The sequence below is a fragment of the Prosthecomicrobium pneumaticum genome (genome assembly GCF_014199915.1).
Taxonomy (GTDB): domain Bacteria; phylum Pseudomonadota; class Alphaproteobacteria; order Rhizobiales; family Kaistiaceae; genus Prosthecomicrobium; species Prosthecomicrobium pneumaticum.
Genome location: NZ_JACHOO010000002.1, coordinates 399,488 through 420,489, shown reverse-complemented (window position 1 = coordinate 420,489; position 21,002 = coordinate 399,488). Strand labels below are relative to the sequence as shown.

25 protein-coding genes and 1 other annotated feature are annotated in these 21,002 nt (G+C 70.7%); of the genes, 8 read left to right on the top strand and 17 right to left on the bottom strand.

The window, feature by feature from the left end; translation table 11 throughout:
• Window positions 1-28 precede the first annotated feature (28 nt).
• From GGQ63_RS22315 to GGQ63_RS22195, 3 genes are all read right to left on the bottom strand, one after another.
• The gene (locus tag GGQ63_RS22315; protein WP_343061084.1) at window positions 29-1,270 is read right to left on the bottom strand and encodes a class I SAM-dependent RNA methyltransferase; all 1,242 of its coding nucleotides are present in this window, start codon (window positions 1,268-1,270) and stop codon (window positions 29-31) included.
• A complete protein-coding gene (locus GGQ63_RS05650) occupies window positions 1,254-2,018 on the bottom strand; it encodes a TlyA family RNA methyltransferase (RefSeq protein WP_183853440.1) in 765 nt (254 codons plus the stop codon). The genes GGQ63_RS22315 and GGQ63_RS05650 overlap by 17 nt, the downstream gene beginning before the upstream one ends.
• 72 nt (window positions 2,019-2,090) lie before the next feature.
• Window positions 2,091-2,225, bottom strand: coding sequence for a hypothetical protein (locus GGQ63_RS22195; protein WP_281380112.1), 135 nt, complete (start codon window positions 2,223-2,225; stop codon window positions 2,091-2,093).
• A gap of 117 nt (window positions 2,226-2,342) precedes the next feature.
• Window positions 2,343-2,398, top strand: a sequence feature (sul1 is cis-regulatory element that is thought to sense ions involved in sulfur or methionine metabolism; They are found in Alphaproteobacteria).
• A gap of 68 nt (window positions 2,399-2,466) precedes the next feature.
• Here GGQ63_RS22195 and GGQ63_RS05645 point away from each other — a divergent pair.
• A complete protein-coding gene (locus GGQ63_RS05645; RefSeq protein ID WP_210308393.1) occupies window positions 2,467-3,945 on the top strand; it encodes a SulP family inorganic anion transporter in 1,479 nt (492 codons plus the stop codon).
• A gap of 9 nt (window positions 3,946-3,954) precedes the next feature.
• Here the strand turns inward: GGQ63_RS05645 and dmeF are convergent, their stop codons facing one another.
• From dmeF to dxs, 6 genes are all read right to left on the bottom strand, one after another.
• A complete protein-coding gene (gene dmeF / locus GGQ63_RS05640; RefSeq protein ID WP_183853436.1) occupies window positions 3,955-4,959 on the bottom strand; it encodes a CDF family Co(II)/Ni(II) efflux transporter DmeF in 1,005 nt (334 codons plus the stop codon).
• A 5-nt stretch (window positions 4,960-4,964) separates the two neighbouring features.
• Entirely contained in the window at window positions 4,965-5,228 is a 264-nt protein-coding gene (locus tag GGQ63_RS05635) for a metal-sensing transcriptional repressor (protein ID WP_183853427.1), read from the bottom strand.
• 115 nt (window positions 5,229-5,343) lie between these two features.
• On the bottom strand, window positions 5,344-5,976 hold the full coding sequence (locus GGQ63_RS05630) for an SCO family protein (RefSeq protein ID WP_183853418.1): 633 nt from the start codon (window positions 5,974-5,976) through the stop codon (window positions 5,344-5,346).
• 30 nt (window positions 5,977-6,006) lie between these two features.
• The gene (locus GGQ63_RS05625; RefSeq protein WP_183853416.1) at window positions 6,007-6,537 is read right to left on the bottom strand and encodes a copper chaperone PCu(A)C; all 531 of its coding nucleotides are present in this window, start codon (window positions 6,535-6,537) and stop codon (window positions 6,007-6,009) included.
• Between the two features lie 68 nt (window positions 6,538-6,605).
• Window positions 6,606-6,986: a hypothetical protein gene (locus tag GGQ63_RS05620; protein WP_183853414.1), complete on the bottom strand. Its 381-nt coding sequence runs from the start codon at window positions 6,984-6,986 to the stop codon at window positions 6,606-6,608.
• A 60-nt stretch (window positions 6,987-7,046) separates the two neighbouring features.
• Complete coding sequence (gene dxs, locus GGQ63_RS05615) at window positions 7,047-8,966, bottom strand: 1-deoxy-D-xylulose-5-phosphate synthase (RefSeq protein ID WP_183853412.1); 1,920 nt, start codon at window positions 8,964-8,966, stop codon at window positions 7,047-7,049.
• Window positions 8,967-9,132: 166 nt separating this feature from the next.
• Between dxs and GGQ63_RS05610 the strand changes: the two genes are divergently transcribed.
• The 4 genes from GGQ63_RS05610 (at window position 9,133) to GGQ63_RS05595 (ending at window position 12,018) form a co-directional block, all read left to right on the top strand.
• Window positions 9,133-9,426: a Dabb family protein gene (locus GGQ63_RS05610; RefSeq protein ID WP_183853410.1), complete on the top strand. Its 294-nt coding sequence runs from the start codon at window positions 9,133-9,135 to the stop codon at window positions 9,424-9,426.
• A 263-nt stretch (window positions 9,427-9,689) separates the two neighbouring features.
• Entirely contained in the window at window positions 9,690-10,631 is a 942-nt protein-coding gene (locus GGQ63_RS05605) for a hypothetical protein (protein WP_183853408.1), read from the top strand.
• Window positions 10,628-10,951 (top strand): hypothetical protein, encoded by a 324-nt coding sequence (locus tag GGQ63_RS05600; protein ID WP_183853406.1) that lies wholly within the window; start codon window positions 10,628-10,630, stop codon window positions 10,949-10,951. Before GGQ63_RS05605 ends, GGQ63_RS05600 begins: the two co-directional genes overlap by 4 nt.
• 143 nt (window positions 10,952-11,094) lie before the next feature.
• The gene (locus GGQ63_RS05595; RefSeq protein ID WP_210308392.1) at window positions 11,095-12,018 is read left to right on the top strand and encodes a ferric reductase-like transmembrane domain-containing protein; all 924 of its coding nucleotides are present in this window, start codon (window positions 11,095-11,097) and stop codon (window positions 12,016-12,018) included.
• Here GGQ63_RS05595 and GGQ63_RS05590 read toward each other — a convergent pair.
• From GGQ63_RS05590 to GGQ63_RS05575, 4 genes are all read right to left on the bottom strand, one after another.
• Complete coding sequence (locus GGQ63_RS05590; protein WP_183853402.1) at window positions 11,999-12,922, bottom strand: pirin family protein; 924 nt, start codon at window positions 12,920-12,922, stop codon at window positions 11,999-12,001. The genes GGQ63_RS05595 and GGQ63_RS05590 overlap by 20 nt on opposite strands.
• A 207-nt stretch (window positions 12,923-13,129) precedes the next feature.
• Window positions 13,130-13,378: an exodeoxyribonuclease VII small subunit gene (locus tag GGQ63_RS05585; protein ID WP_183853400.1), complete on the bottom strand. Its 249-nt coding sequence runs from the start codon at window positions 13,376-13,378 to the stop codon at window positions 13,130-13,132.
• 58 nt (window positions 13,379-13,436) lie between these two features.
• Complete coding sequence (locus tag GGQ63_RS05580) at window positions 13,437-14,366, bottom strand: histone deacetylase family protein (protein ID WP_183853399.1); 930 nt, start codon at window positions 14,364-14,366, stop codon at window positions 13,437-13,439.
• A gap of 98 nt (window positions 14,367-14,464) precedes the next feature.
• On the bottom strand, window positions 14,465-15,226 hold the full coding sequence (locus tag GGQ63_RS05575) for an enoyl-CoA hydratase-related protein (RefSeq protein WP_210308391.1): 762 nt from the start codon (window positions 15,224-15,226) through the stop codon (window positions 14,465-14,467).
• Window positions 15,227-15,393: 167 nt separating this feature from the next.
• Here GGQ63_RS05575 and GGQ63_RS05570 point away from each other — a divergent pair, with 167 nt between their 5' ends.
• Entirely contained in the window at window positions 15,394-16,389 is a 996-nt protein-coding gene (locus GGQ63_RS05570) for an L-threonylcarbamoyladenylate synthase (protein WP_183853397.1), read from the top strand.
• A 6-nt stretch (window positions 16,390-16,395) separates the two neighbouring features.
• Here the strand turns inward: GGQ63_RS05570 and GGQ63_RS05565 are convergent, their stop codons facing one another.
• Both GGQ63_RS05565 and GGQ63_RS05560 read right to left on the bottom strand, forming a co-directional pair.
• Entirely contained in the window at window positions 16,396-17,325 is a 930-nt protein-coding gene (locus GGQ63_RS05565; protein WP_183853395.1) for a DnaJ C-terminal domain-containing protein, read from the bottom strand.
• Window positions 17,326-17,419: 94 nt separating this feature from the next.
• Window positions 17,420-17,833, bottom strand: a complete 414-nt coding sequence (locus GGQ63_RS05560; RefSeq protein ID WP_183853393.1) for an RT0821/Lpp0805 family surface protein — start codon at window positions 17,831-17,833, stop codon at window positions 17,420-17,422.
• Window positions 17,834-17,970: 137 nt separating this feature from the next.
• Between GGQ63_RS05560 and pdxH the strand changes: the two genes are divergently transcribed.
• The gene (pdxH, locus tag GGQ63_RS05555) at window positions 17,971-18,573 is read left to right on the top strand and encodes a pyridoxamine 5'-phosphate oxidase (RefSeq protein WP_183853391.1); all 603 of its coding nucleotides are present in this window, start codon (window positions 17,971-17,973) and stop codon (window positions 18,571-18,573) included.
• 87 nt (window positions 18,574-18,660) lie between these two features.
• On the opposite strand, the gene ahpD is transcribed toward pdxH, so the two are convergent.
• Both ahpD and GGQ63_RS05545 read right to left on the bottom strand, forming a co-directional pair.
• Window positions 18,661-19,209: an alkylhydroperoxidase, AhpD family gene (gene ahpD, locus GGQ63_RS05550; RefSeq protein WP_183853389.1), complete on the bottom strand. Its 549-nt coding sequence runs from the start codon at window positions 19,207-19,209 to the stop codon at window positions 18,661-18,663.
• A gap of 106 nt (window positions 19,210-19,315) precedes the next feature.
• Entirely contained in the window at window positions 19,316-19,870 is a 555-nt protein-coding gene (locus tag GGQ63_RS05545; RefSeq protein WP_183853387.1) for a peroxiredoxin, read from the bottom strand.
• 155 nt (window positions 19,871-20,025) lie between these two features.
• Between GGQ63_RS05545 and GGQ63_RS05540 the strand changes: the two genes are divergently transcribed.
• On the top strand, window positions 20,026-20,943 hold the full coding sequence (locus GGQ63_RS05540; protein WP_183853385.1) for a hydrogen peroxide-inducible genes activator: 918 nt from the start codon (window positions 20,026-20,028) through the stop codon (window positions 20,941-20,943).
• Window positions 20,944-21,002 lie beyond the last annotated feature (59 nt).

Here is a 21,002-nt window from a genome sequence, read left to right as displayed (position 1 = left end):
CCCGGCCGCGCTACGCCGAAGACCGTGTTCAGCGAATGAAGCCGGCGACCAGCTCGACATGGCCGGACCAGAGGAACTGGTCGACCGGCTGGACGCGGACGAGGCGATAGCCGCCGTCGATCAGGATCCGCGCGTCGCGGGCGAAGGTCGCCGGATTGCAGGAGACCGCGACGACCCGCTCGACTTTCGAGAGCGCGAGCGCCTCGGCGACGGCCTTCGCGCCGGCCCGGGGCGGATCGAACACCACCGTCCCGAACGCTTCGAGTTCCTTCGCCGTCAGCGGGTCGCGGAAGAGGTCGCGCCGCAGCGCTGTGATCTTTTTCAGCCCCCTCGCGTGCCGCACCGACCGGTCGAGCGCGGCGAGCAGCGCCCTGTCGTGCTCGACCGCGGTCACCGGGCTCTTCCCGGCGAGGCGGAGCGTGAAGGTGCCGATGCCGGCGAAGAGATCGGCCATCGGCTTCTTCGATGCGCCGGCGAGGGCGAGCACCGCCTCGACCATCGCCGCTTCGGCCGGGGCGGCCGCCTGCAGGAAGCCGCCCGCCGCCGGGAACAGCGACGCGCCGCCGATCGCGATCTCCGGCGCGCGGGCGAGGAACACCTCTTCCCGGTCGACGGTCAGCCGGGCGATCGCGCCGTCCTCGCCGAGCCGGCCGAGCGCCTCGCGGTCGGCGAGGGTGAGCTTGCGTCCGCTGTCCTCGATCGCGACGTCGAGCCCGCCATCGGTGGCGGCAACCGTCATCCTGGCGCGCTTCGAGGCGGCGAGGATGCGGCCGGCGAGGGCCTCGAGCGCGGTCAGGCGCCGCGCGATCGCCGGCACCAGCACCGGGCAGCCGGCAGCCGAATGGACGGTGTGCGTGCCGCGCCGGTTGTAGCCGACGACCGTGCCGGCGGGACCGCGCAGCGCCGTGAAGACGGCACGGCGGCGCGTGCCGAGGCCGATCGGCACGATCGGATCAACAGGACCCTCGATGCCGCGCTGGCGCAGCGCCTCGACGACGAGACCGTGCTTCCAGGCGAGATAGGGGCCGGAGGCGAGATGCTGCATCGGGCAGCAGCCGCAGTCCGGATCGTGGCCGGGCAGGGGCGCGACGCGCTCGGCGCTCGCCGTCAGGATCTCGACGAGCCGGCCCGTCTCGCCCTCGACTTCGGCGCTGACCGTCTCGCCGGGCAACGCGCCCGCAACGAAGATCCGGCGGGTCGCGGTTTCGGCGATGCCGTCGCCCTCATGGCCGAGCCGGTCGATGACGAGACGCTCAAGCACCGGCGCCACCTCCACCCTTCTTGCGGGCGCCGATCAGGAATTCCCGATTGCCGTCGCCGCCGGTGATCGGGGAGGGGGCCACCCCCTCGACGATCCAGCCCGGCGTCGCGGCGACGAAGGCCCGGATGCCCTCGACCGCCGCGTCGATCGCGGCCCCGTCGCGCACCAGCCCGCCCTTGCCGACATGCGCCCGACCGACCTCGAATTGCGGCTTGATCAGCGCGACGAGGAAGGCGCCCGGCGCGGCGAGCGTGAGCGCCGGCGGCAGGCCGAGCCGGAGCGAGATGAAGGAGAGGTCGGAAACGACCGCTCCGACCGGCTCGCCGATCTCGGCCGCGGTGAGGTCGCGGACGTTGAAGCCCTCGCGCGAGACGACGCGCGGATCGGCGGCGAGCGCGGGGTGAAGCTGGCCATGGCCGACGTCGAAGGCATGGACGCGCGCCGCGCCGCGCTCGAGCAGCACCTGCGTGAAGCCGCCCGTCGAGGCGCCGAGATCGAGCGCGACCCGGCCGGCGGGATCGTAGCCGAAGGCATCGAGCCCGGCGACGAGCTTCAGCGCCGCCCGGCTGACATAGGCCGAGGCCGGATCGTCGATGGCGAGCTCGGCATCGTGCGGCACGCTCGTGCCCGGCTTGTCGGCGAGGCGGCCGGCGACGCGGACATGGCCGCGCAGGATCGCGTCGCGCGCCCGCGCCCGCGTGGGCACGAGGCCGCGGGCGACGAGCGCCTGATCGAGGCGGAGCGAGGGGTCTGTCATGGGCGCAACGGAGGCATGGGCGCAGGTGATGGCCCGGCGCCGCGCCGGACGCAAGCCTTCAGAGGCCGGCCGTCACAGGCAGAGCGCGAAGCCGGCGGCGATCGCGTCGAAAAACACCGCATCCGCCTGCGCCGCCCAGAGCACCCCGGCCCCGCCGAGCAGCAGCACGGCGGCGGTCGAGAGGGCGAGGGTGGCGGACCGGCTCATGGCATTGATCCTAGCACGAAACGGCCGCCGGGCGCCAATCGCCATGTTGCGGCGCGAGAAATGTGCAGCGCTCCTCTTGCGATGCAAAGGCCGCCACCGCTAGAAAGAGCTCATCCGCATGGACCCGGTGAAAATCCGGGTGGCTCTTCCGGCCGCCGATCCGCCGGACCACGAACAGCACAGACCGCCCCGCCGCCATTTCGCGCCGCCCGTCTGCCTGTCCGCGTCTCTCAAGTCCCCGATGATCCGAAACTCCGCCTATGGCCGCTCCTGGCTCGCCAACATTCGCGCCGACGTGCTCTCCGGCATCGTCGTCGCGCTCGCCCTCATCCCCGAGGCGATCGGCTTCTCCGTCATCGCGGGCGTCGACCCGAAGGTCGGGCTCTACGCCTCGGTGGTGATCGCCTGCGTCATCGCCTTCACCGGCGGGCGTCCGGGCATGATCTCGGCCGCGACGGCCGCCACCGCCGTGCTGATGGCCGGCCTCGTCCGCGATCACGGCATCGAATATCTCTTTGCCGCGACGATCCTGATGGGCGTGATCCAGATCGCAGCCGGCTTTCTGAAGCTCGGCCGGCTGATGCGCTTCGTCTCCCGATCAGTGATGACGGGCTTCGTCAACGCGCTCGCCATCCTGATCTTTCTCGCCCAGCTTCCGGAGCTCACCAGCGTCCCGCCGGCGACCTACGGCCTGATCGCCCTCGGCCTGGCGATCATCTACCTGCTGCCGCGGCTCACCCGCGCCGTGCCGTCGCCGCTCGTCGCCATCGTCGTTGTGACGGGCGCCGTCATGGCGCTCGGGCTCGACGTCAGAACGGTCTCCGACCTCGGCGAACTGCCGAGCGCCCTGCCGAGCTTCACGCTGCCGATGGTGCCGCTCACCTTCGAGACGCTCGCCATCATCTTCCCCGTCTCGCTGACGCTCGCCGCCGTCGGGCTGCTCGAATCGCTGCTCACCGCGCAGATCGTCGACGACATGACCGACACGCCGAGCGACAAGAACCGCGAATGCAAGGGGCAGGGCCTCGCCAACATCGCCTCGGCGCTGTTCGGCGGCATGGGGGGCTGCGCCATGATCGGCCAGTCGGTGATCAACGTCTCGTCCGGCGGCCGCGGCCGGCTGTCGGCGCTGACCGCCGGCGTCTTCCTGCTCGTGCTGCTCGTCCTGCTGCAGGACCTGCTCGCCATCGTGCCGGTCGCCGCGCTCACCGCGGTGATGATCATGGTTTCGATCAACACCTTCTCGTGGGGCTCGATCCTCCGGCTGCGCACCAATCCGCTGCCGTCCTCGGCGGTGATGCTGGCGACGGTCGCGACCGTCGTCGCGACGCACGATCTCGCCAAGGGTGTGCTCGTCGGCGTTCTCTTGTCGGGCGTGTTCTTCGCCGGCAAGGTGTCACGGCTCAGCCGGGTGAGCGCGACCCTCTCGCCGGACGGAACGGTGCGGACCTATCGTGTCGAAGGGCAGGTCTTCTTCGCCTCGGCCTCCGGCTTCTCCGACTCGATCGACGTCACCGAACCGGTCGAACGGATCGTCATCGATGTCGGCGCGGCCCATTTCTGGGACATCTCGGCCGTCGCCGCGCTCGACCGGGTCGTGCTGAAGGGGCGCCGCCACGGCCGCGTCATGGAGGTGATCGGCCTCAATGCGGCGAGCGCGACCATGGTCGAGCGCTTCGGCGTGCACGACAAGGAAGGCGGCTCGCTCGCCGCCCACTGAGCCGCCCGTTCAGCGCCGGCGGACCTCGATCGTGATGTGCGACAGGCCCGGCAGGTCCCTGATGCGGGCGGAATACGCCTCATAGCCGTCGGGCCGGTCGGACTCGACCGCGGCGACGAGGGCGTTGTGACCGGGCCCGAGCCGCCAGAGGTGCAGGTCGACGACCGAGCCCCCGGCCGATTCCAGACGGCGCCGCACCGTCTCGAGCAGACCTCGGTCGGGCACCGCGTCGACGAGGATCGCGCCGGTCTCCTTCATCAGGCGGGCCGACCACAGGCCGATCATCGCGGCGCCGAACAGGCCGATCGCCGGATCGATCCAGACGAGGTCGAACAGACCGCCGATCGCGAGGCCGGCGATCGCCGTGACCGATGTCGCTGCGTCGGCGAGCACGTGCAGATAGGCGGCGCGCAGATTGTTGTCGCCCGAGCCGGCCGTCTGGCGGAAGCGGGCAAGGAAGCCCGGTTTCGATGCGCCCCTGCCCTCGGCCGATTCCTCATGGCCGTGGTGGCGATCGCCGCCGGCATCGTGGGGATGATCGTGAGGGTGGGGGTGGCCGTGACCGCCGGCACCGCCGAGCAGGATGAAGGCGCCGGCGAGATTGGCCGCGAGGCCGAGCACGGCGACGATGAGCGCCTCACCGAACATCACCTCGACCGGCGCGAAGATCCGGCCGATCGATTCCACGGCGAGGAGCAGCGCGACGACGCCGAGCACCACGGCGCTCGCGAAGGCGGCGAGATCGCCGATCTTGCCCGTGCCGAAGGAGAAGCGCGGATCGTCCTGGTGCCGCCGCGCGAAGGCATAGGCACCGGCCGCGATGGCCAGCGAACCGGCATCGGTCGCCATGTGCCAGCCGTCGGCGAGCAGCGCCATCGAGCCGAACAGCCAGCCGCCGCCGATCTCCGCCACCATCAGGGTCAGCGTGATGGCGATCACGATCCGGGTGCGGCGGGCGTTCTCGTCATGCGCCGCGCCGAGGAAGACATGGTTCGACGGATGGGCGTTCGACATCGGCCTCACAGATATTTCGAGATCTCGCGAAAGTCGTCGAGCAGCCGTTTTGCCTCGGGCGAGGCGATCGCCGCGGCGCCGAGATGGTTCTCGAGATGATCGTGGATCACCATCGTCTTCACCTTCTCGATCGCCTTCAAAACGGCCTGCAGCTGCTGCGCGATGGCGAGGCAGTCGCGCTCCTCCTCGATCATGCGGACGACGGTGGCGAGATGGCCGGACGCCCGGCGGAGGCGGTCGCGGATAGCGGGATCGTTGACATGGCTCATGAGCCATAACCTATCCCCCGGGAGGGGATAAGACAAGGCTGAGAGCGCCTTGGTGCCGGAACGAAAACGCCCGGGCGGTGGCCCGGGCGTCGTTCGTGCGGAGTGGCCGAAAGCGTCAGCCGGCGATGAGCCGCTTCAGCTTGGCGAGCGCCGTATCCTCGGCCTCCTTGTAGTCGATCGTGCCGGCGAGCCGCGCATCGCGATCGAGCAGGTAGACCGTGGCGGTGTGGTCCATCGTATAGTCGCCGTCGTCGAGCGGCACCTTGCGGGAATAGACCCGCCAGGCCTTCAGCATGCCGTCGATCTCCGGCCGGCTGCCGGTGAGGCCGACGATGCGCGGATCGAAGGCGCTGAGATAGGCCGCCATCTGCTCCTGCGTGTCGCGTTCCGGATCGACGGTGACGAAATAGACCTTCAGCCTGTCGGCGTCCGGGCCGAGCGCCTTCAGCCACTGCGTCGTCTCGTAGAGCGTCGTCGGGCACACCTCGGGGCAGAAGGTGAAGCCGAAGAAGAGCACCGAGGGGTGGCCCTCGAGATCGGCCTGGGTGACCCGCTCGCCCTTGGTATCCACGACCGAGAACGGGCCTCCCATCGACGAGGCCTGCAGGCCCATGCTCTTGCCGGCCTGCCAGACGCTGAAGGACATCGCGCCGACGGCGAGCACGAGAACGACGATCGCCGCCCAGAGGAGGTAGCGGACGATCCGTAGCAGGGTCACGGCCGGTGACTTGCCCGGTCCTTGCGTCATGGTCTGTGATCCTTCGCGCCCGTCATGGCCTCACTGGCCCATGTTCATGTGCTGGTGATCGTGGCCGCCCGCATGGCCGGCATCCGCGTCGGGCTTCGGACCCGGCGAGCCGACCGGCAGGATGTGCAGGAAGGTGTCGACCGCGCCGGCCTTCTCGAAGGTGAGCGTGACCGCGACCTTGCCGCCCTCGACGAGCGGCGCTTTCGGCCGGATGAACATGATGTGGTAGCCGCCCGGAGCGAGCGCCACGGTGCCGCCCGCCGGGATGTCGACGCCGCCGGCGACCGGCCGCATGATCATCGTGCCGTTCTCGGTCTTCATCTCGTGGATCTCGACCTTCTCGGCGGCGTCGGAGGCGGCGGAGATCAGCCGGTCCGGTTCGCTGCCGTGATTGGTGATGGTGAGGAAGCCACCGGCGGCGGGGGCCGCGGGCGGCGTTGCACGGGCCCAGAGATCGGTGATCTCGATCGCGCCGACCTTCACCTCATGGGCGGCGGCGGGCGCAGCGGCGAGAAACAGGGCGAAGAGGGCGCCGGAGAGGCGCGAAAAGCGGCGATTCATGGCGGATGTCCTGAGACGGCCGGGGTCTTGCCGCCGGCCCGAAGGAATTGAGGGAGCGAAAGAAGGTCTCAGGCGAGAACCGGCGGGCCGCGTGGACCCTTGCCGCGCCAGGGCATTGCGACCGCGGGGCGGTCGATAGGCTCCGCCGATACGCCGGCGGCGAACAGCCGGGTCGGCTCGGGCGCGCAGGGCGGCGCCGCGGGAGAGGCCGCGGAAAGGCTCGCCTGGCAGGAGAAGGCGCAGAGCGCGGTCTGATCCCGGCCGCCATGGTCAGAGCCGGCCGGAGAGGCGACGCCGGCGGGCGTGCAGACGCTGCCGCCTTCCAGCATTGCGGCGAGGCTGACGCCGGAGCCGAGTGCGACCGCGAACAGCTTGACGATCAGGAAAAGGGCGAGCGTCCGCGCCAGAACGCGGCCATCCGTTCCCCGAAGGATCGCCAGAGTGGACATCGCCCGTCTCTATAGCAACCGGCCGCCGAAGGCGACAGGGTCGAGCCGTGCGACCTTCGGTCAGGCCCGCCGCATGGCGGTCGCCTCGGCGCCGCGGCCGAGCGCCTCGAACACGGTGGCGACGATGCTGCGTGCGTCGAGCCCCGCTGCGGCGATCATCGCTTCCGGCTTGTCCTGCTCGAGGAAGCGGTCCGGCATGGCGAGCGCGCGGATCTTCAGGCCGCGGTCGAGCGCGCCGGCGCGGGCGAGAATGCCGAGCGCATGGCTGCCGAAGCCGCCTTCCGCGCCTTCCTCGACGAGGATCAGCACGTCGTGCTCGCGGGCGAGCCGCAACAGGAGCGCGCTATCGATCGGCTTCGCGAAACGCGCATCGGCGACCGTCGCCGACAGGCCGAACGTGTCGAGCTGCTCGGCGGCGGCGAGGCAGTCGGCAAGCCGCGTGCCGAGCGAGAACAGCGCCACCTTCGTTCCCTCGCGGACGATCCGGCCCTTGCCGATCGGCAGCACCGCGCCGCGTTCCGGCAGGTCGATGCCGACACCCTCGCCGCGCGGATAGCGGAAGGCGGAGGGCGCATCGTCGATCGCAACCGCCGTCGCGATCATGTGCACGAGCTCCGCCTCGTCCGAGGGGGCCATGACGACGAAACCGGGCAGGCTGGCGAGGAAGCCGACATCGAAGGAGCCGGCATGGGTCGGTCCGTCGGCGCCGACGAAGCCCGCCCGGTCGATCGCGAAGCGGACCGGCAGGTTCTGGATCGCGACGTCGTGCACCACCTGGTCGTAGCCGCGCTGCAGGAAGGTGGAGTAGATGGCGCAGAACGGCTTGTAGCCTTCGGCGGCGAGGCCGGCCGAGAAGGTGACGGCGTGTTGCTCGGCGATGCCGACATCGAAGGTGCGCTTCGGAAAAGCCTGGCCGAAAAGGTCGAGCCCGGTGCCCGTCGGCATCGCCGCGGTGACGGCGACGATCTTCTCGTCGCGGCCCGCTTCCTTGATCAGGCTCTCGGCGAAGACGCGCGTATAGGCCGGCGCGTTCGGCGTCGCCTTCGCCTGCTTGCCGGTGATGACGTCGAATTTCGCGACGCCGTGATATTTGTCGGCGGACGCCTCGGCCGGCGCGTAGCCCTTGCCTTTCTGCGTCACGACATGGACGAGGATCGGCCCGTCCGTCGCGTCGCGCACATTCTCGAGCACCGGCAGAAGATGGGTGAGGTTGTGGCCGTCGATCGGGCCGACATAATAAAAGCCCAGCTCTTCGAACAACGTTCCGCCGGTCCAGAAGCCGCGGGCATATTCCTCGGCCTGCTTGGCCTTGTCGTGCAGGAAGCGCGGCAGCTTCTTGGCGAGCTGCTTCGCCGCACCGCGGAAGGAGCGATAGGCGCGGCCTGAAACGAGGCGGGCGAGATAGGCCGACATCGCGCCGGTCGGCGGCGCGATCGACATGTCGTTGTCGTTGAGGATGACGATCAGGCGGGAGCGCAGCGCCCCCGCATTGTTCATCGCCTCATAGGCCATGCCGGCCGACATCGCGCCGTCGCCGATCACGCAGACGACGCGGTTGTCGCCGCCTTCGAGATCGCGCGCGACCGCCATGCCGAGCCCGGCCGATATGGAGGTCGAGGAATGCGCCGCGCCGAACGGATCGTATTCGCTCTCCGCCCGCCGGGTGAAGCCGGACAGGCCGCCGGCCTGGCGGAGCGTCCTCATCCGGTCGCGTCGCCCGGTCAGGATCTTGTGCGGATAGGCCTGGTGGCCGACGTCCCAGATCAGCCGGTCGCGCGGCGTGTCGAACACGTAGTGCAGGGCGACGGTCAGCTCGACCACGCCGAGCCCGGCGCCGAGATGCCCGCCGGTCACCGAGACGGCATCGATCAGCTCGGCGCGCAGCTCGTCGGCGAGCTGGGGCAGGGCGGACTGCGGCAGGCGGCGGAGGTCTTCCGGCAGATGGACCTGATCGAGGAGCGGTGTTGAGGGTACGGCCATCAGGATTTTTGGAATCTTTCGAACGGCACGGTTACACGAGGCGGCGCTGCAAGGCAACGCGGCGGGCGGATCTCCGATCCTCCCGGCACCGCCACCCCCGCTTTCGGCGTTCGCGCGCCCGCCGAACTGCTCTACGCTCCCGCCCGGCCGAACCGGGAGGACCGCCATGATCCGACACACCGTCGTCTTTCGCCTGAAGCATGCCCCCGGCTCCCCCGAGGAGGGCGCCTTCCTCGATGCGGCGCTCGTGCTCGCCGCGATTCCGGGCGTCGAGCGGTTCGAGCGACTGCGCCAGACGAGCCCCAAGGCGCCGGACTATGATTTCGGCTTCTCGATGGAGTTCGCCGATCAGGCCGCCTATGACGGCTACAACGATCATCCGGACCATGTCGCCTTCGTGCGCGACCGCTGGCTGCCCGAGGTCGCCGCCTTCCAGGAAATCGACTACACGCCGCTCTGACCGTCCTCCGCGGCAGGGGTCGCGCGCACCGGCGCCGTCCGCGTTCGCCTCCGATGGTTTAGCCTTGCGGCGGTCTGCAACTGCGCTAAGCTCCGATCCGATCCGGTCGGGGAGAGCGGGGGCGGAGCATGCGGCTCGGGGAGCGGATCCGCGCGGTCTGGCGCACCATCGAAGCGTCGCGCCGGGCTTGGGCCGTCGGAGCGGCCGGCGCTGTCCTTCTATTCGCGGTCCTCGTCGTGCGGCCCTTCGGCGGGGCCGCCCCGATGCCCCGTTCTGAGGATATCGCACAGGCCTGGAACGAGGCGATCGAACGGCTCGGCATACAGCCCGTCTATCCGCCGACCGAGGATTTCTATGTCGGCGATCTGTGGGCGGTGGTCGAGAGCTCCGAGAAGGATGTCGGCCTGCTGCGGAAATCGGTCTGGCTCGGCCGGCTCGATCTGCGCCCCCATATCCTCGAGACGGCAGCCTCACGCCCGGTCTTCACCGAGACGAAGTTCGATGGGAACGGCGCTGTCACCCTCGCGCAGGAGCGCTTCGAGGAACCGCCCGGTCCCGCTCAGGATCGTATCGGCGTCCGCCTGATCGCCTTTCCCGGCATTACGATGCGGCGCACGGAACGGGCGGAGACCGCGCTCGGTAGCCTTTTCGGCGCCTCGCGGGTCAGCGAGACCCAGGAGGAGATCACCGTCCCGGTCGCGGAGACCTATGGAGCGCCCTCGGGCAAGGCGGCGGGCGCGCTGGTGGCTTGGTGCGCCGACGCGGCGAACGCCATCCTCTGCACCGACGCCTATGCCCGCCGGGTCTTCGCCTATGCCGTCGATCCCCGCGTGCTCGCCACCGAGAAGGACGAAGCCACCCTCGAGGAGCACTACATCGTCAAGCTGAACCTACAGCTCGTGACGCGGGTCTACATGACCCGCGCGCTCGCGACGCGGCGCGTTGTCGAGGGTGAGCGCGGCCCCGGCGTCGCGCTGCCCGTTCCGGGCGCGGCGGCCGCACCGCCGGATGCACCCGCGGCCGGTGGCGCAGGGACGGTGCAGACCGCCTCGCTCCGCTACAATGCGGGCGATCGGACCGATCTTCATCTCGAGAAGACGTTCCAGAGGCCGCTCGTCTTCGGCTATCGGGCGGTCACCTTTCCGCTCGAACCCTCGACGCCGGTGCAGAGCCGTGAGCCCGTGAAGCCGGAGGGGTCGCGATGAGACGCGGATGCGCCGCCGTTCTGTTCGCCGGCCTGATCGCCATTCCGGCCTCGTCGTCCGGCCAGACCGCGCCGGACGGGACGGCGCCGGCCTGCCAGCCCATGCCGGAATGCCTGATCATAGGGCTGAATCCCGTTCTGCCGAGCGGCCCTTTGGGTCCGGGCATGAACCCGCAGGGCCTCGAGCCGGACCGCGATAGAGCGCTTCAGGACTTCAGACCCGGTGCCGACCTCTATTCGCTCGATCCGAACGTGCTCCGGCGTTTCGATCCGGACACCTTCCGTCTGCCGGAGACACGGCCGTTGGCGCCCTCGCGCTGAAAGGGGGCGTTCGGCCTCGCACTTTCCGCGCGGCCGGTCGCGCAACCGTGTCCGGCGGCATGAAACATCTCCGCCCCCGCCGTCGTATAGAGGGCATGGTGCGCCCCGCGGCGCGCCCCTGCGTCAGGGCGATGAGGACGAACGTGACCGGCACGATAAGGCTCGCCAAGGCTCCCTGGCTTTCAAAGGCGCCCTGGCTCGACCGGCGCGGACGCTTTTCGTCCCTCAAGGCGATCGTGTTCGCGCTCCTCCTTCTGCCGGCGGCGATCCTGCTGTGGCGGACCTTCGCCGGCACGCTCGGCCCGCGGCCGATCACCGAGGTGCTGCATCAGCTCGGCCTCTGGGCCGTCCGGCTGATCGTCATCGGTCTCGCCGTCACGCCGCTGCGCGCCGTCTGGCGCTGGCCGGAACTGATCTTCGTGCGCCGGCAGATCGGGCTCGCGGCCTTCTTCTACGCGCTTGCCCATTTCGTGTTCTACATCGTCGATCTCGGCTTCGACCTGTCGAAGGTCGCCTCGGAGATCGTGCTGCGCTATTATCTCGCGATCGGCTTCGTGGCGCTGCTGCTGCTCGTGCCGCTCGCCGTCACGTCGAGCGACGCGATGATCCGCCGGCTGGGGCCGCGCTGGCGCTCGCTGCACCGGCTCGTCTATCCCGTCGCGCTCCTCGGCATCGTCCACTTCTTCATGCAGACCAAGGCCGGCGCGACCGAGCCGCTGGTGCTCGCCGGTATCGCGCTGTGGCTCGCGGTCTGGCGGATCGTCGACGGGACGGCCGGTGCGCGCGTGTCCGGCGCGCTCTGGTTCCTCGTGGCCTCCGGCACGCTCGCCGTCGCGGCGACGGGGCTCGGCGAGGCCGCCTACTACGCGCTCGTTCTCCGCGCCCCCTTCGATCGCGTGCTCGGCGCCAATCTCCTCTGGGCGGCCGGCTGGCGGCCGGCGTGGATCGTTCTGGCGCTCGCCGTCGCGCTCGTCGCCGTCGCAGGGGTGCGCCGGCGCATCAAGTCGCGCGCCCGCGGGCCGGGCCGGCAGAGGGACGGAGGCCGGCCTATTCGGGCAGCGGGATGAACTCGCTCTCGTCGCCGATCACCGGGCCGAAACGTCCCGCCTTCCAGTCTGCCTTCGCCTGTTCGATCCGCTCCTTCGAGGAGGAGACGAAGTTCCACCAGATGTGGCGGGGCCCGTCCATCGCCGCGCCGCCGATCAGCATCAGCCGCGCCGGGGTCCGCGCCGTCACCGTCAGCCGGTCGCCGGGGCGGAAGACGAGCAGCCGTCCGGCCTCGTGAACATCGCCGCCGATCTCCACCGTGCCGGAGAGCAGATAGGCGGCCCGCTCCTCGTGGTCGGCGTCGACCGGCAGCCGCGCCCCGGCCTCGAGCACGACATCGGCGTAGAGCGTGTCCGTGAAGGTCGAGACCGGCGACACCGCGCCATAGGCCTGTCCGGCGACGACGCGAACGCGGATCCCTTCCGCCGAGACTTCCGGAAGCGCCGCGGCGCCGTGATGGTGGAAGGCCGGCGCGGTCTCCTCGTGGTCTTTCGGCAGCGCCACCCAGGTCTGTAGCCCATAGACCTCGCGGTCGTTCGCCTGCTGGCGCCAGCTCGGGCTCGACCGCTCGGAATGGGCGATGCCGCGGCCCGCCGTCATCCAGTTGACGTCACCGGGGCGGATCGCCTGCATCGCGCCGGTCGTATCCCGGTGCACGATCTCGCCGTCATAGAGATAGGTCACGGTGGCGAGCCCGATATGGGGGTGCGGCCGCACGTCGAGCCCTTCGCCGAGCGCGATCGCGGCCGGCCCCATCTGGTCGAGGAAGACGAAGGGGCCGACCATGCGCCGCCTGGCGGTGGGGAGGGCGCGGCGCACTTCGAAGCCGCCGATGTCGCTCGTGCGCGGCACGACGATCAGATCGATCGCGTCGGAACTCGCGGCATCGCCATAGATCGGATCGTCGGCGTCCAGTCGCGACATCGCGGCCCCCTCTCTTCGATCCCGCCAATGTGGACCGATCGGGCGGCGATGGCGAGCGCGGCCGGCGGCGACGCGCTGTTCACCGGAAGGGCCTCCCCCCGACCTTCTCGTGCAAGCCGGAGGCTGCGGGCGCTCTGGTTGAGGCGGGGCGTTTGTAAGGAGAGAGCCTCCCTCTCCCGCCTGCGGGAGAGGGCCGGGGTGAGGGTCCTACCCTTCGACGTCGAGCGGCTCGGTGCCCTTTGCCTCGCCGGGGGCGCCGATGCGGATCTTCTCGACCTTGTCCTCGGCCTGTTTCAGGAGCGCGTCGCAGTGCTTCTTCAGCGCCTCGCCGCGCTCATAGATGCGGATCGACTCTTCAAGCGGCACGTCGCCGCGTTCGAGCTTGCCGACGATCGTCTCCAGCTCGGCGAGGGCCTGCTCGAAGGTGAGCGTCTCGATCGGGGCTGCGTCGGCCATGGCGGTCTCCTTTGCGGCGGGCCTTGTCCCGCATCGGGACGAGAAGCGCAAGCCGGCCTCAGGCCCGGGCGAGCACATCGAGATGAGCCGCGAGGCCGCCGGCGAGCCCGTCGAGGTCATAGCCCCCTTCGAGCACCGAGACGAGCCGCCCGCCGGCATGGCGTTCGGCCCGTTCGAGCAGCGCCTCGGTCACCCACGCGAAATCCGCCTCGACCAGTTCGAGCTCGGCGAGCGGATCGCGGTGATGCGCGTCGAAGCCGGCCGAAACGACGATCAGCTCCGGCGCGAAGGCGTCGAGCGCCGGCAGGATGCGGTCGCGATAGGCGGCCCGGAAGGCGGGTCCCCGCGTTCCGGGCGGCAGGGGAGCATTGACGATGGTGCCCGCCTCGCCCGTCTCGGTGGCGGCGCCTGTGCCGGGATAGCAGGGCATCTGGTGCGAGGAGGCATAGAGGACGCTCCGGTCCGCCCAGAAGATCGCCTGCGTGCCATTGCCATGATGCACGTCGAAATCGACGATCGCGACACGGCCGAGCCCGTGCGCGGTCTGGGCGTGGCGGGCGGCGATCGCCGCCTGGTTGAAGAAGCAGAAGCCCATGGCGGCATCGGGCTCGGCGTGATGGCCGGGCGGACGCGCGGCGCTGAAGGCGTTCTTCGCCGTGCCGCCGAGCACCCGGTCGACCGCGAGCACCGCGCCGCCCACGGCATGGAGCGCGGCCTCGAGCGTCTTCGGCGACATCACCGTGTCGGCATCGATCCGCACGAAGCCCTCGGACGGGCTCGCGGCGCGCATCGCGTCGAGGTGACGGGCGGTGTGGCAGGACAGGATCGCCGCCTCGTCGGCCATCGGCGCGGCGGCCCGCGGCAGGGCAGCGAAGGCCGGCGCGGCGAGCACCCGGCCGACCGCCTCCATGCGCTCCGGCCGCTCGGGATGGCCGAACGGCACGATATGGCGCAGAGAAAGCGGGCTCTCGACGATCAGCGTGGTCAAGCGGGACTCCGGCAAACGGCGTGCGAGGCGGTTCCGGCCGACCGGACGGTGCCGCGGCGCCGTCGTTCCTCCGCCCGGTGATCTTCCGGGAACAGGCTCTAGCGCGCCTTCCGCATGAAGGCGATGACATTGTCGCGGGCAAGCGGCGAACGCAGCCGCTCGACGATGAGCGCCGCCTCCTGGTCGACGCGGGCGAGGATCTCGCGCCGGTCGCCGCGGATCAGCCGTCGCGTCGCCGTCACCGCCTCAGGCGGCTTCCGGGCGATCGACCGCGCGACCTCGAGCGCAGCGTCGTCCACCGCCTCGGCGGGCAGGATGCGGTTGACGAGGCCGACCTCGCGGGCGCGCTCGGCGTCGAACCGCTCGCCCATCACGAGGAATTCGAAGGCCCGGGCATAGCCCATCAGCCGCGGACCGATCAGGGTCGACGCCGCCTCCGGCACGAGGCCGAGTTCGACCGAGGGGCACTCGAAGGTCGACCATTCGCTCGCGACGACATAGTCGCAATGGAAGAGGATCGTCGCGCCGATGCCGACCGCCGGCCCGTCGACCGCCGCGACCAGCGGCTTCTCGATCGTCGCGATCGTTTTCAGAAAGCGCGTCACCACCTCGTCGAGCGCACCGCGGTCGGCGAAGGCGAGTATTTCCTTCAATTCGCTGCCGCTGCAGAAAACGCCGGGCGTGCCCGACAGCATGAAGGCGCGGACCCTGCCGTCGCGCTCGCCGATGACGAGCGCGTCGGCGAGAGCGCCGAGCATGTCGAGCGTCCAGGCGTTCTGCGTCTCGGGACGATCGAAGCGGATCGTCACCACTCCGGCCCGGTTCTCGACGTGGATCGGCATGCTGGCCTGCGCGCTCATCCTGCGGGTCGTCCTCCCCTCATGAAGAGGTGCCATGGTCCCGGCGGGTGGCCGCTTCGTCAAGGCGAAAGGAGGATGCGGCAGCAACATGTAGAAAAAGTGGCGGAACCGGGAGCTTGACGCCCGCGCTGGGCACGGGCCATCTGGCGCTTTCAGCGTCACGGCCGATGTCAGAGCGTCCTCTTCTCCTTTCCGCCGCCGATCCCCGCTCGATCGAGCGCGCCATCGCGGCGCTCGCCGCGGGCGATCTCGTGGCGCTGCCGACCGAGACGGTTTACGGCCTCGCCGCCGATGCGACCAACGGCGCCGCCGTCGCCGGCATCTACGCGGCAAAGGGCCGGCCGCGCTTCAACCCCTTGATCGCACACGTCGCCGACCGTGCCGCCGCGGACCGGCTGGTGGTGCTCGACGCGGACCTCGCCCGCCTCGCGGCCGCCTTCTGGCCGGGGCCGCTCACCCTCGTCGCGTCGCGCCGGGCGGAGGCGGGGGTGGCCGATCTCGTCACCGCCGGGCTCGACACGCTCGCCGTCCGGGTGCCGGCCCATCCGGTGGCGCGGGCCGTGCTCGCCGCCTTCGACCGGCCGGTCGCGGCGCCGAGCGCCAATCGCTCCGGCCATGTCTCGGCGACGGAAGCGGCGCATGTGGCGGCCGATCTCGGCGCGGCCGTCGCCGTGATTCTCGATGCCGGTCCGGCCCCGATGGGGCTCGAATCGACCATTGTCGGCGCGGGTCCCAACGGCCCGGTGCTGCTGCGGCCGGGTGCCATCGCGCGGGGAGCGCTCGAGGCGGTGCTCGGCCGGCCGCTCGCGAAGGCCCCGGCGAGCGCGGCCCACGCGCCCGCCGCACCCGGCATGCTCGCCTCGCATTACGCCCCCGCCGCGGCGGTGCGGCTGCGCGCGACCGCGGTGCGTCCGGGCGAGGCGCTGCTCGCCTTCGGGCCGGATCTGCCGGAGGGCTGGCGCGAGGCCGCGGCGGTGGTCCAGCTGTCGGAGCGGGGCGATCTCGTCGAGGCCTCGGCCCGTCTCTTCGCGGCCCTCAGGACGCTCGATGGCAAGGCGGCCGTGATCGCCGTCGCGCCGATCCCGCAGGAGGGGCTCGGCGAGGCGATCAACGACCGGCTCGCCCGCGCCGCGGCGCCGCGGCCCGCGGCCGATCCCGTCTGAGCCGGTTCAGCGCTCGTATTCGGGGCCGCGCGCACTATAGGGCGCCCGGTCGCGCCAGCGCCGCATCAGCGCGTCGAGCTCCGGATCGGCCTTTTCGGGCAGCACGATGCGAAGGCTGACGAGCAGGTCGCCATGGCCGCCCTCGGCGGTCGGCAGGCCCTTGCCCTTCAGCCGCAGCACGCGGCCGATATTGGCGTTCGGCGGTACCGTCATCTGCACCGAGCCGGACAGCGTCGGCACGCGCACCTTGGCGCCGAGCACCGCCTCGTCGAGCGTCACCGGCAGGTCGAGCCGCAGGTGCTCGCCTTCCGGCTTGAACAGCGGATGCGGCACGAACTCGACCTGGACGAGCGCGTCGCCACCTGCGAAGCCCTGCCCGCGCAGCCGGATCGTCTTGCCGGCGCGTGTGCCGGGCGGAATGGTGATGTCGACCGTCTTGCCGGTCGGCAGGTCGACGCGCGCCTTCTCGCCGCGGGCGATCTGCTCGAGCGTCACGGCGACCGTCGCGCTCGCATCCTCGATCGGGCGTTCGGGCTTGGCTCGCGCGCCCCGCGCCCGGCCGGCGCCGAAGCCGCCGAAGAAATCGTTGAGGATGTCCTCGGCACCGCCGCCGGGCGCGCCGCCCGACCAGCGGAAGGTGCGGCCGCCGCCGAAACCCTGCGGGTCGAAGCCCTGGAAGCCGCCGGCCCCGCCGCCGAGCGGATCGAAGCGCGGCTTGCCGTCGGCGCCGATCTCGCCGCGGTCGAACTTCGCCCGCGCTTCCTCGTCGCCGACCACCTCATAGGCCTGGTTCACCTCGGCGAAGCGCTCCTTCGCCTTCGGATCGTCCTGGTTCTGGTCGGGATGATGCTGCTTGGCGAGCTTGCGGAACGCCTTCTTGATCTCGGCGGCCGATGCGGTCCGCGTCACGCCCAGCACTTCGTACGGATCACGCATGTCTACCCCCTTTCGAGGCGGGATATGGCCCGGACCCGCGCTGCGGCATCCGGCCGACCCCAATATAGATGGTCGTAGGAATAAATTCTACAGGCTACAGCAGGGCCGCATCTTCCGGCAGCATGCCGATCAGCCGCGCCATGCCGTCCTGCGAGCGGCACGCCTCGCCGCGATAGCGGCGGATGCCGCGCAGGTCGCTGACGGTGAGCGAGAAGGGCCGGCAGAGCCCGGCCGCCGCGTCGCGCCGGGCCTCGCCCGTCGCCGCCACCGTGCCGTTCGAGCCGGTCGCGGCATTCGTCCAGTCGATCACCTCGCCCTGTTGCGCGGTCGAGAGCGTCGTTGCGGCGACGAGCCGGATGCGCTCCCAGTCGGAAGGGTCGAGCGCGTCGACCACGGTGCGCGCCACCGGGACCGGGCGGGCCGCCTCGACCGAGCCGGTGACGGCCCGGTCGACCTCCGCCCGTTCGGCGAGCGGCGACAGGCCGCAGCCGGAAAGAAGAGCCGGCATCAGCGCGATCATGGTCCAGCGCGCGAGAGCCACCTTCCCAGCGACGCAACGGCCGAGGTATGACTGCCCGCGTCGCGCCATTCGGATCCCTTCGGCCGCCTCCCGCCATCGTGCAGCATCCAGGATCAGCGTTAACAATGAGTGACTTCACGCAAGCGAACGACCCCTTCGCGCTGTTCGGTGCCTGGCTCGCCGAGGCGACGGACCGCGAGATCAACGATCCGAACGGGATGGCGCTCGCCACCGTGGACGCGTCCGGCCTGCCGGATCTGCGCATGGTGCTGATGAAGGATTTCGACGAGGCGGGCTTCGTCTTCTACACCAACCTCGAAAGCGCCAAGGCGACCGAGCTCGCCGGCCAGCCCCGTGCGGCGCTGCTCTTCCACTGGAAGAGCCTGCGCCGTCAGGTGCGCATCCGCGGCGAGGTCGGCCGCGTCACGGCGGAGGAGGCGGACGCCTATTTCGCCACCCGCCCGCGCGGCAGCCGCATCGGGGCCTGGGCCTCGGCGCAGTCGCGCCCGCTCGAATCCCGCGCCCTCCTCGAGGAGCGCGTGGCGGCGGTGACGGCGCAATACGGAGAAGGGGACATCCCGCGTCCGCCACACTGGTCGGGCTTCCGGATCGCGCCGGTCGAGATCGAGTTCTGGCACGACGGCGCCTTCCGCCTGCACGACCGCGTCCGCTTCACGCGCGCCGTGCCCGGTGAAGGCCCCTGGACGCGGACCCGGCTCTATCCGTAGCGGTGCGACACTCGTTCTGGCGACGCCTCGCCCGCCGAAGCGGCGCCGGCCGGCCGGCGCCGTAGCGGGAGGCGCCTGCGCCGCGTTCTACTCGGCGGCCTGGGCGAGCGGCTGCAGCGCGGCCTCGCCGTCGAGGGTCGCGGCGACGGCGTGCACGGTCGCGGCGATGCGGACGGCCGACTGGACCTGCTCCTGCGTCAGCCCCTCGGCACGCACCGCGCGCTCATGGCTCTCGACGCACATGGCGCAGCCATTGATCGCGGAAACCGCCAGCGACCAGAGTTCGAAATCGGCCTTCTCGACGCCCGGCCGGCCGATCACGTTCATGCGCAGCTTGGCCGGCATGTTCGCATAGTCGCCGCCGACCATGTGGACGAAGCGGTAATAGACGTTGTTCATGCCCATGATCGACGCGGCGGCTTTCGCTGCATGCAGCGCCTCGGGCGAAAGCTGCGGCGCGAATTCGGCGACGATCGCCGCCGTCACGTCGGCGTTGCGCGAGGCGAGCGCCGCGGCGACGAAGGTGCCGGCGCGCTGCTGCGTCGTCAGGCTCGGCTCGGTCGAGAGCGTGCCGAGATTGAGCTTGATGTCCTTGGCGTAGTCGGGGAGGGCGTTCTTCAGCGTGTCGAGCGACATGGGATCCTCGTCGGAACGAAGGCCTGCGCACCGGCGGCGCGGAGGCGGATCGGAACCAAGGCCCGCGCGCCGGCGGCGCGCGGGTGGACTGGCGGCAGTCGCCGGCTCAGGCGGCCGGGCGGAGGAACTCGTCGCCCTTGTTCCAGTTGCAGGCGCAGAGCTCGTCGCTCTGCAGCGCGTCGAGCACGCGCAGCACTTCCTGCGGGTTGCGGCCGACCGACAGGTCGTTGACCGAGGCGAAGCGGATGATGCCGTCCGGATCGACGATGAAGGTGGCCCGCAGCGCCACGCCTTCCTTCTTGTCGAGAATGCCGCAGGCCGCCGACAGCTCGCGCTTGATATCGGCGAGCATCGGGATGGTCAGCTCCTTGAGGTCGGCGTGGTGGATGCGCCAGTTGGCGTGGACGAACTCGTTGTCCGTCGAGACGCCGTAGACCACCGTGTCGCGGTCGGCGAAATCGCCCGACAGCTTGCCGAAGGCGACGATCTCGGTCGGGCAGACGAAGGTGAAGTCCTTCGGCCAGAAGAAGATCACCTTCCACTGGCCGGCATCGGACTCGTTCGAGATGTCGACGAAGGGGTCCTTGAGGTTGAGGCCCGCCGGGCCGGGCTTCACGGCCTTGAGGTTGAAGGCGGGGAAGGTGTCGCCAACGGTCAGCATCGATCAGTCCTCATACGGTTGAATCGGGTCGAGGGACACGCTTGGGATGTTGCCGTGCAAACAAACTGGCGCGGTCCCTGTTGCGGCGCATATATTGATCAGTGATGCCGCGCAAACCAAATGAATTATTCCTGTCTTTTTGATCGATCGGATCGATGGCGCCCCTTCCCAGCCCGCAGCAGCTCCGCTACCTGCTCGCCCTCAACGAAACCCAGCATTTCGGCCGGGCGGCGGAGGAATGCGGCGTCACCCAGTCGACCCTTTCGGCCGGCTTGACGGCGCTCGAACGCCAGCTCGATGCGGCGCTCCTCGATCGCAGCCGGGCGAAGCGGGCGATGTTCACCCCGCTCGGGCTCGAACTGGTCGACCGCGCCCGCGTCGCGCTCGCGGCGCTGGAGGCCTTCGTCGAGGCGGCCGACGTCGCCCGCCAGCCGATGAGCGGGCCGCTGCGGCTCGGCGTCATCCCGACGATCGGGCCGTTCCTCCTGCCGCGCCTGATGCCGGCGCTGCGGAGCGCTTTCCCGAACCTGAAGCCGGTGCTGCGCGAGGACACGACCGAGCGGCTGGTCGCCCGGCTCGAGGCGAACCGGCTCGACGCGCTGCTCCTCGCCTTCCCCTGTTCCTGCAGCCGGCTCGAGACCGTGCCGATCGCGCAGGACGCGCTTCTCGCTGCCTTGCCGGCGGGCCACCGCCTCGCCGATCTCGAGCGCATCCCGGTCCGCGCGCTGGAAGGCGAACGCCTGCTGCTGATGGAGGACGGTCACTGTCTGCGCGATCAGGTCGTCTCGGCCTGCGCCCTTTCGCCCGAGGATGCGCCGGCACGCGACGAATTCGCCGCGACGAGCCTGCACACGCTCGTGCAGATGGTGGCGAGCGGCTTCGGCGTGACGCTGCTGCCGGAAATGGCGGTCGCCGCGGGCGTCACGGCCGGTACCGACCTCGTCGTCCGGCCGCTCGTCGGCCGCCGCACGGAACGCACCATCGCGCTCGCCTGGCGGCCCAACGCGCCGCGCGCCGCGGACTATCGCGCGCTCGCCGCGCTGCTCGGCGGAGATGCGGCCGCCGCGGCGTGACGAACCGGCATCCCCGGGCAGGTCCCGGGCGATGGCGGGTGGCGGGCGCCGCCATTGAC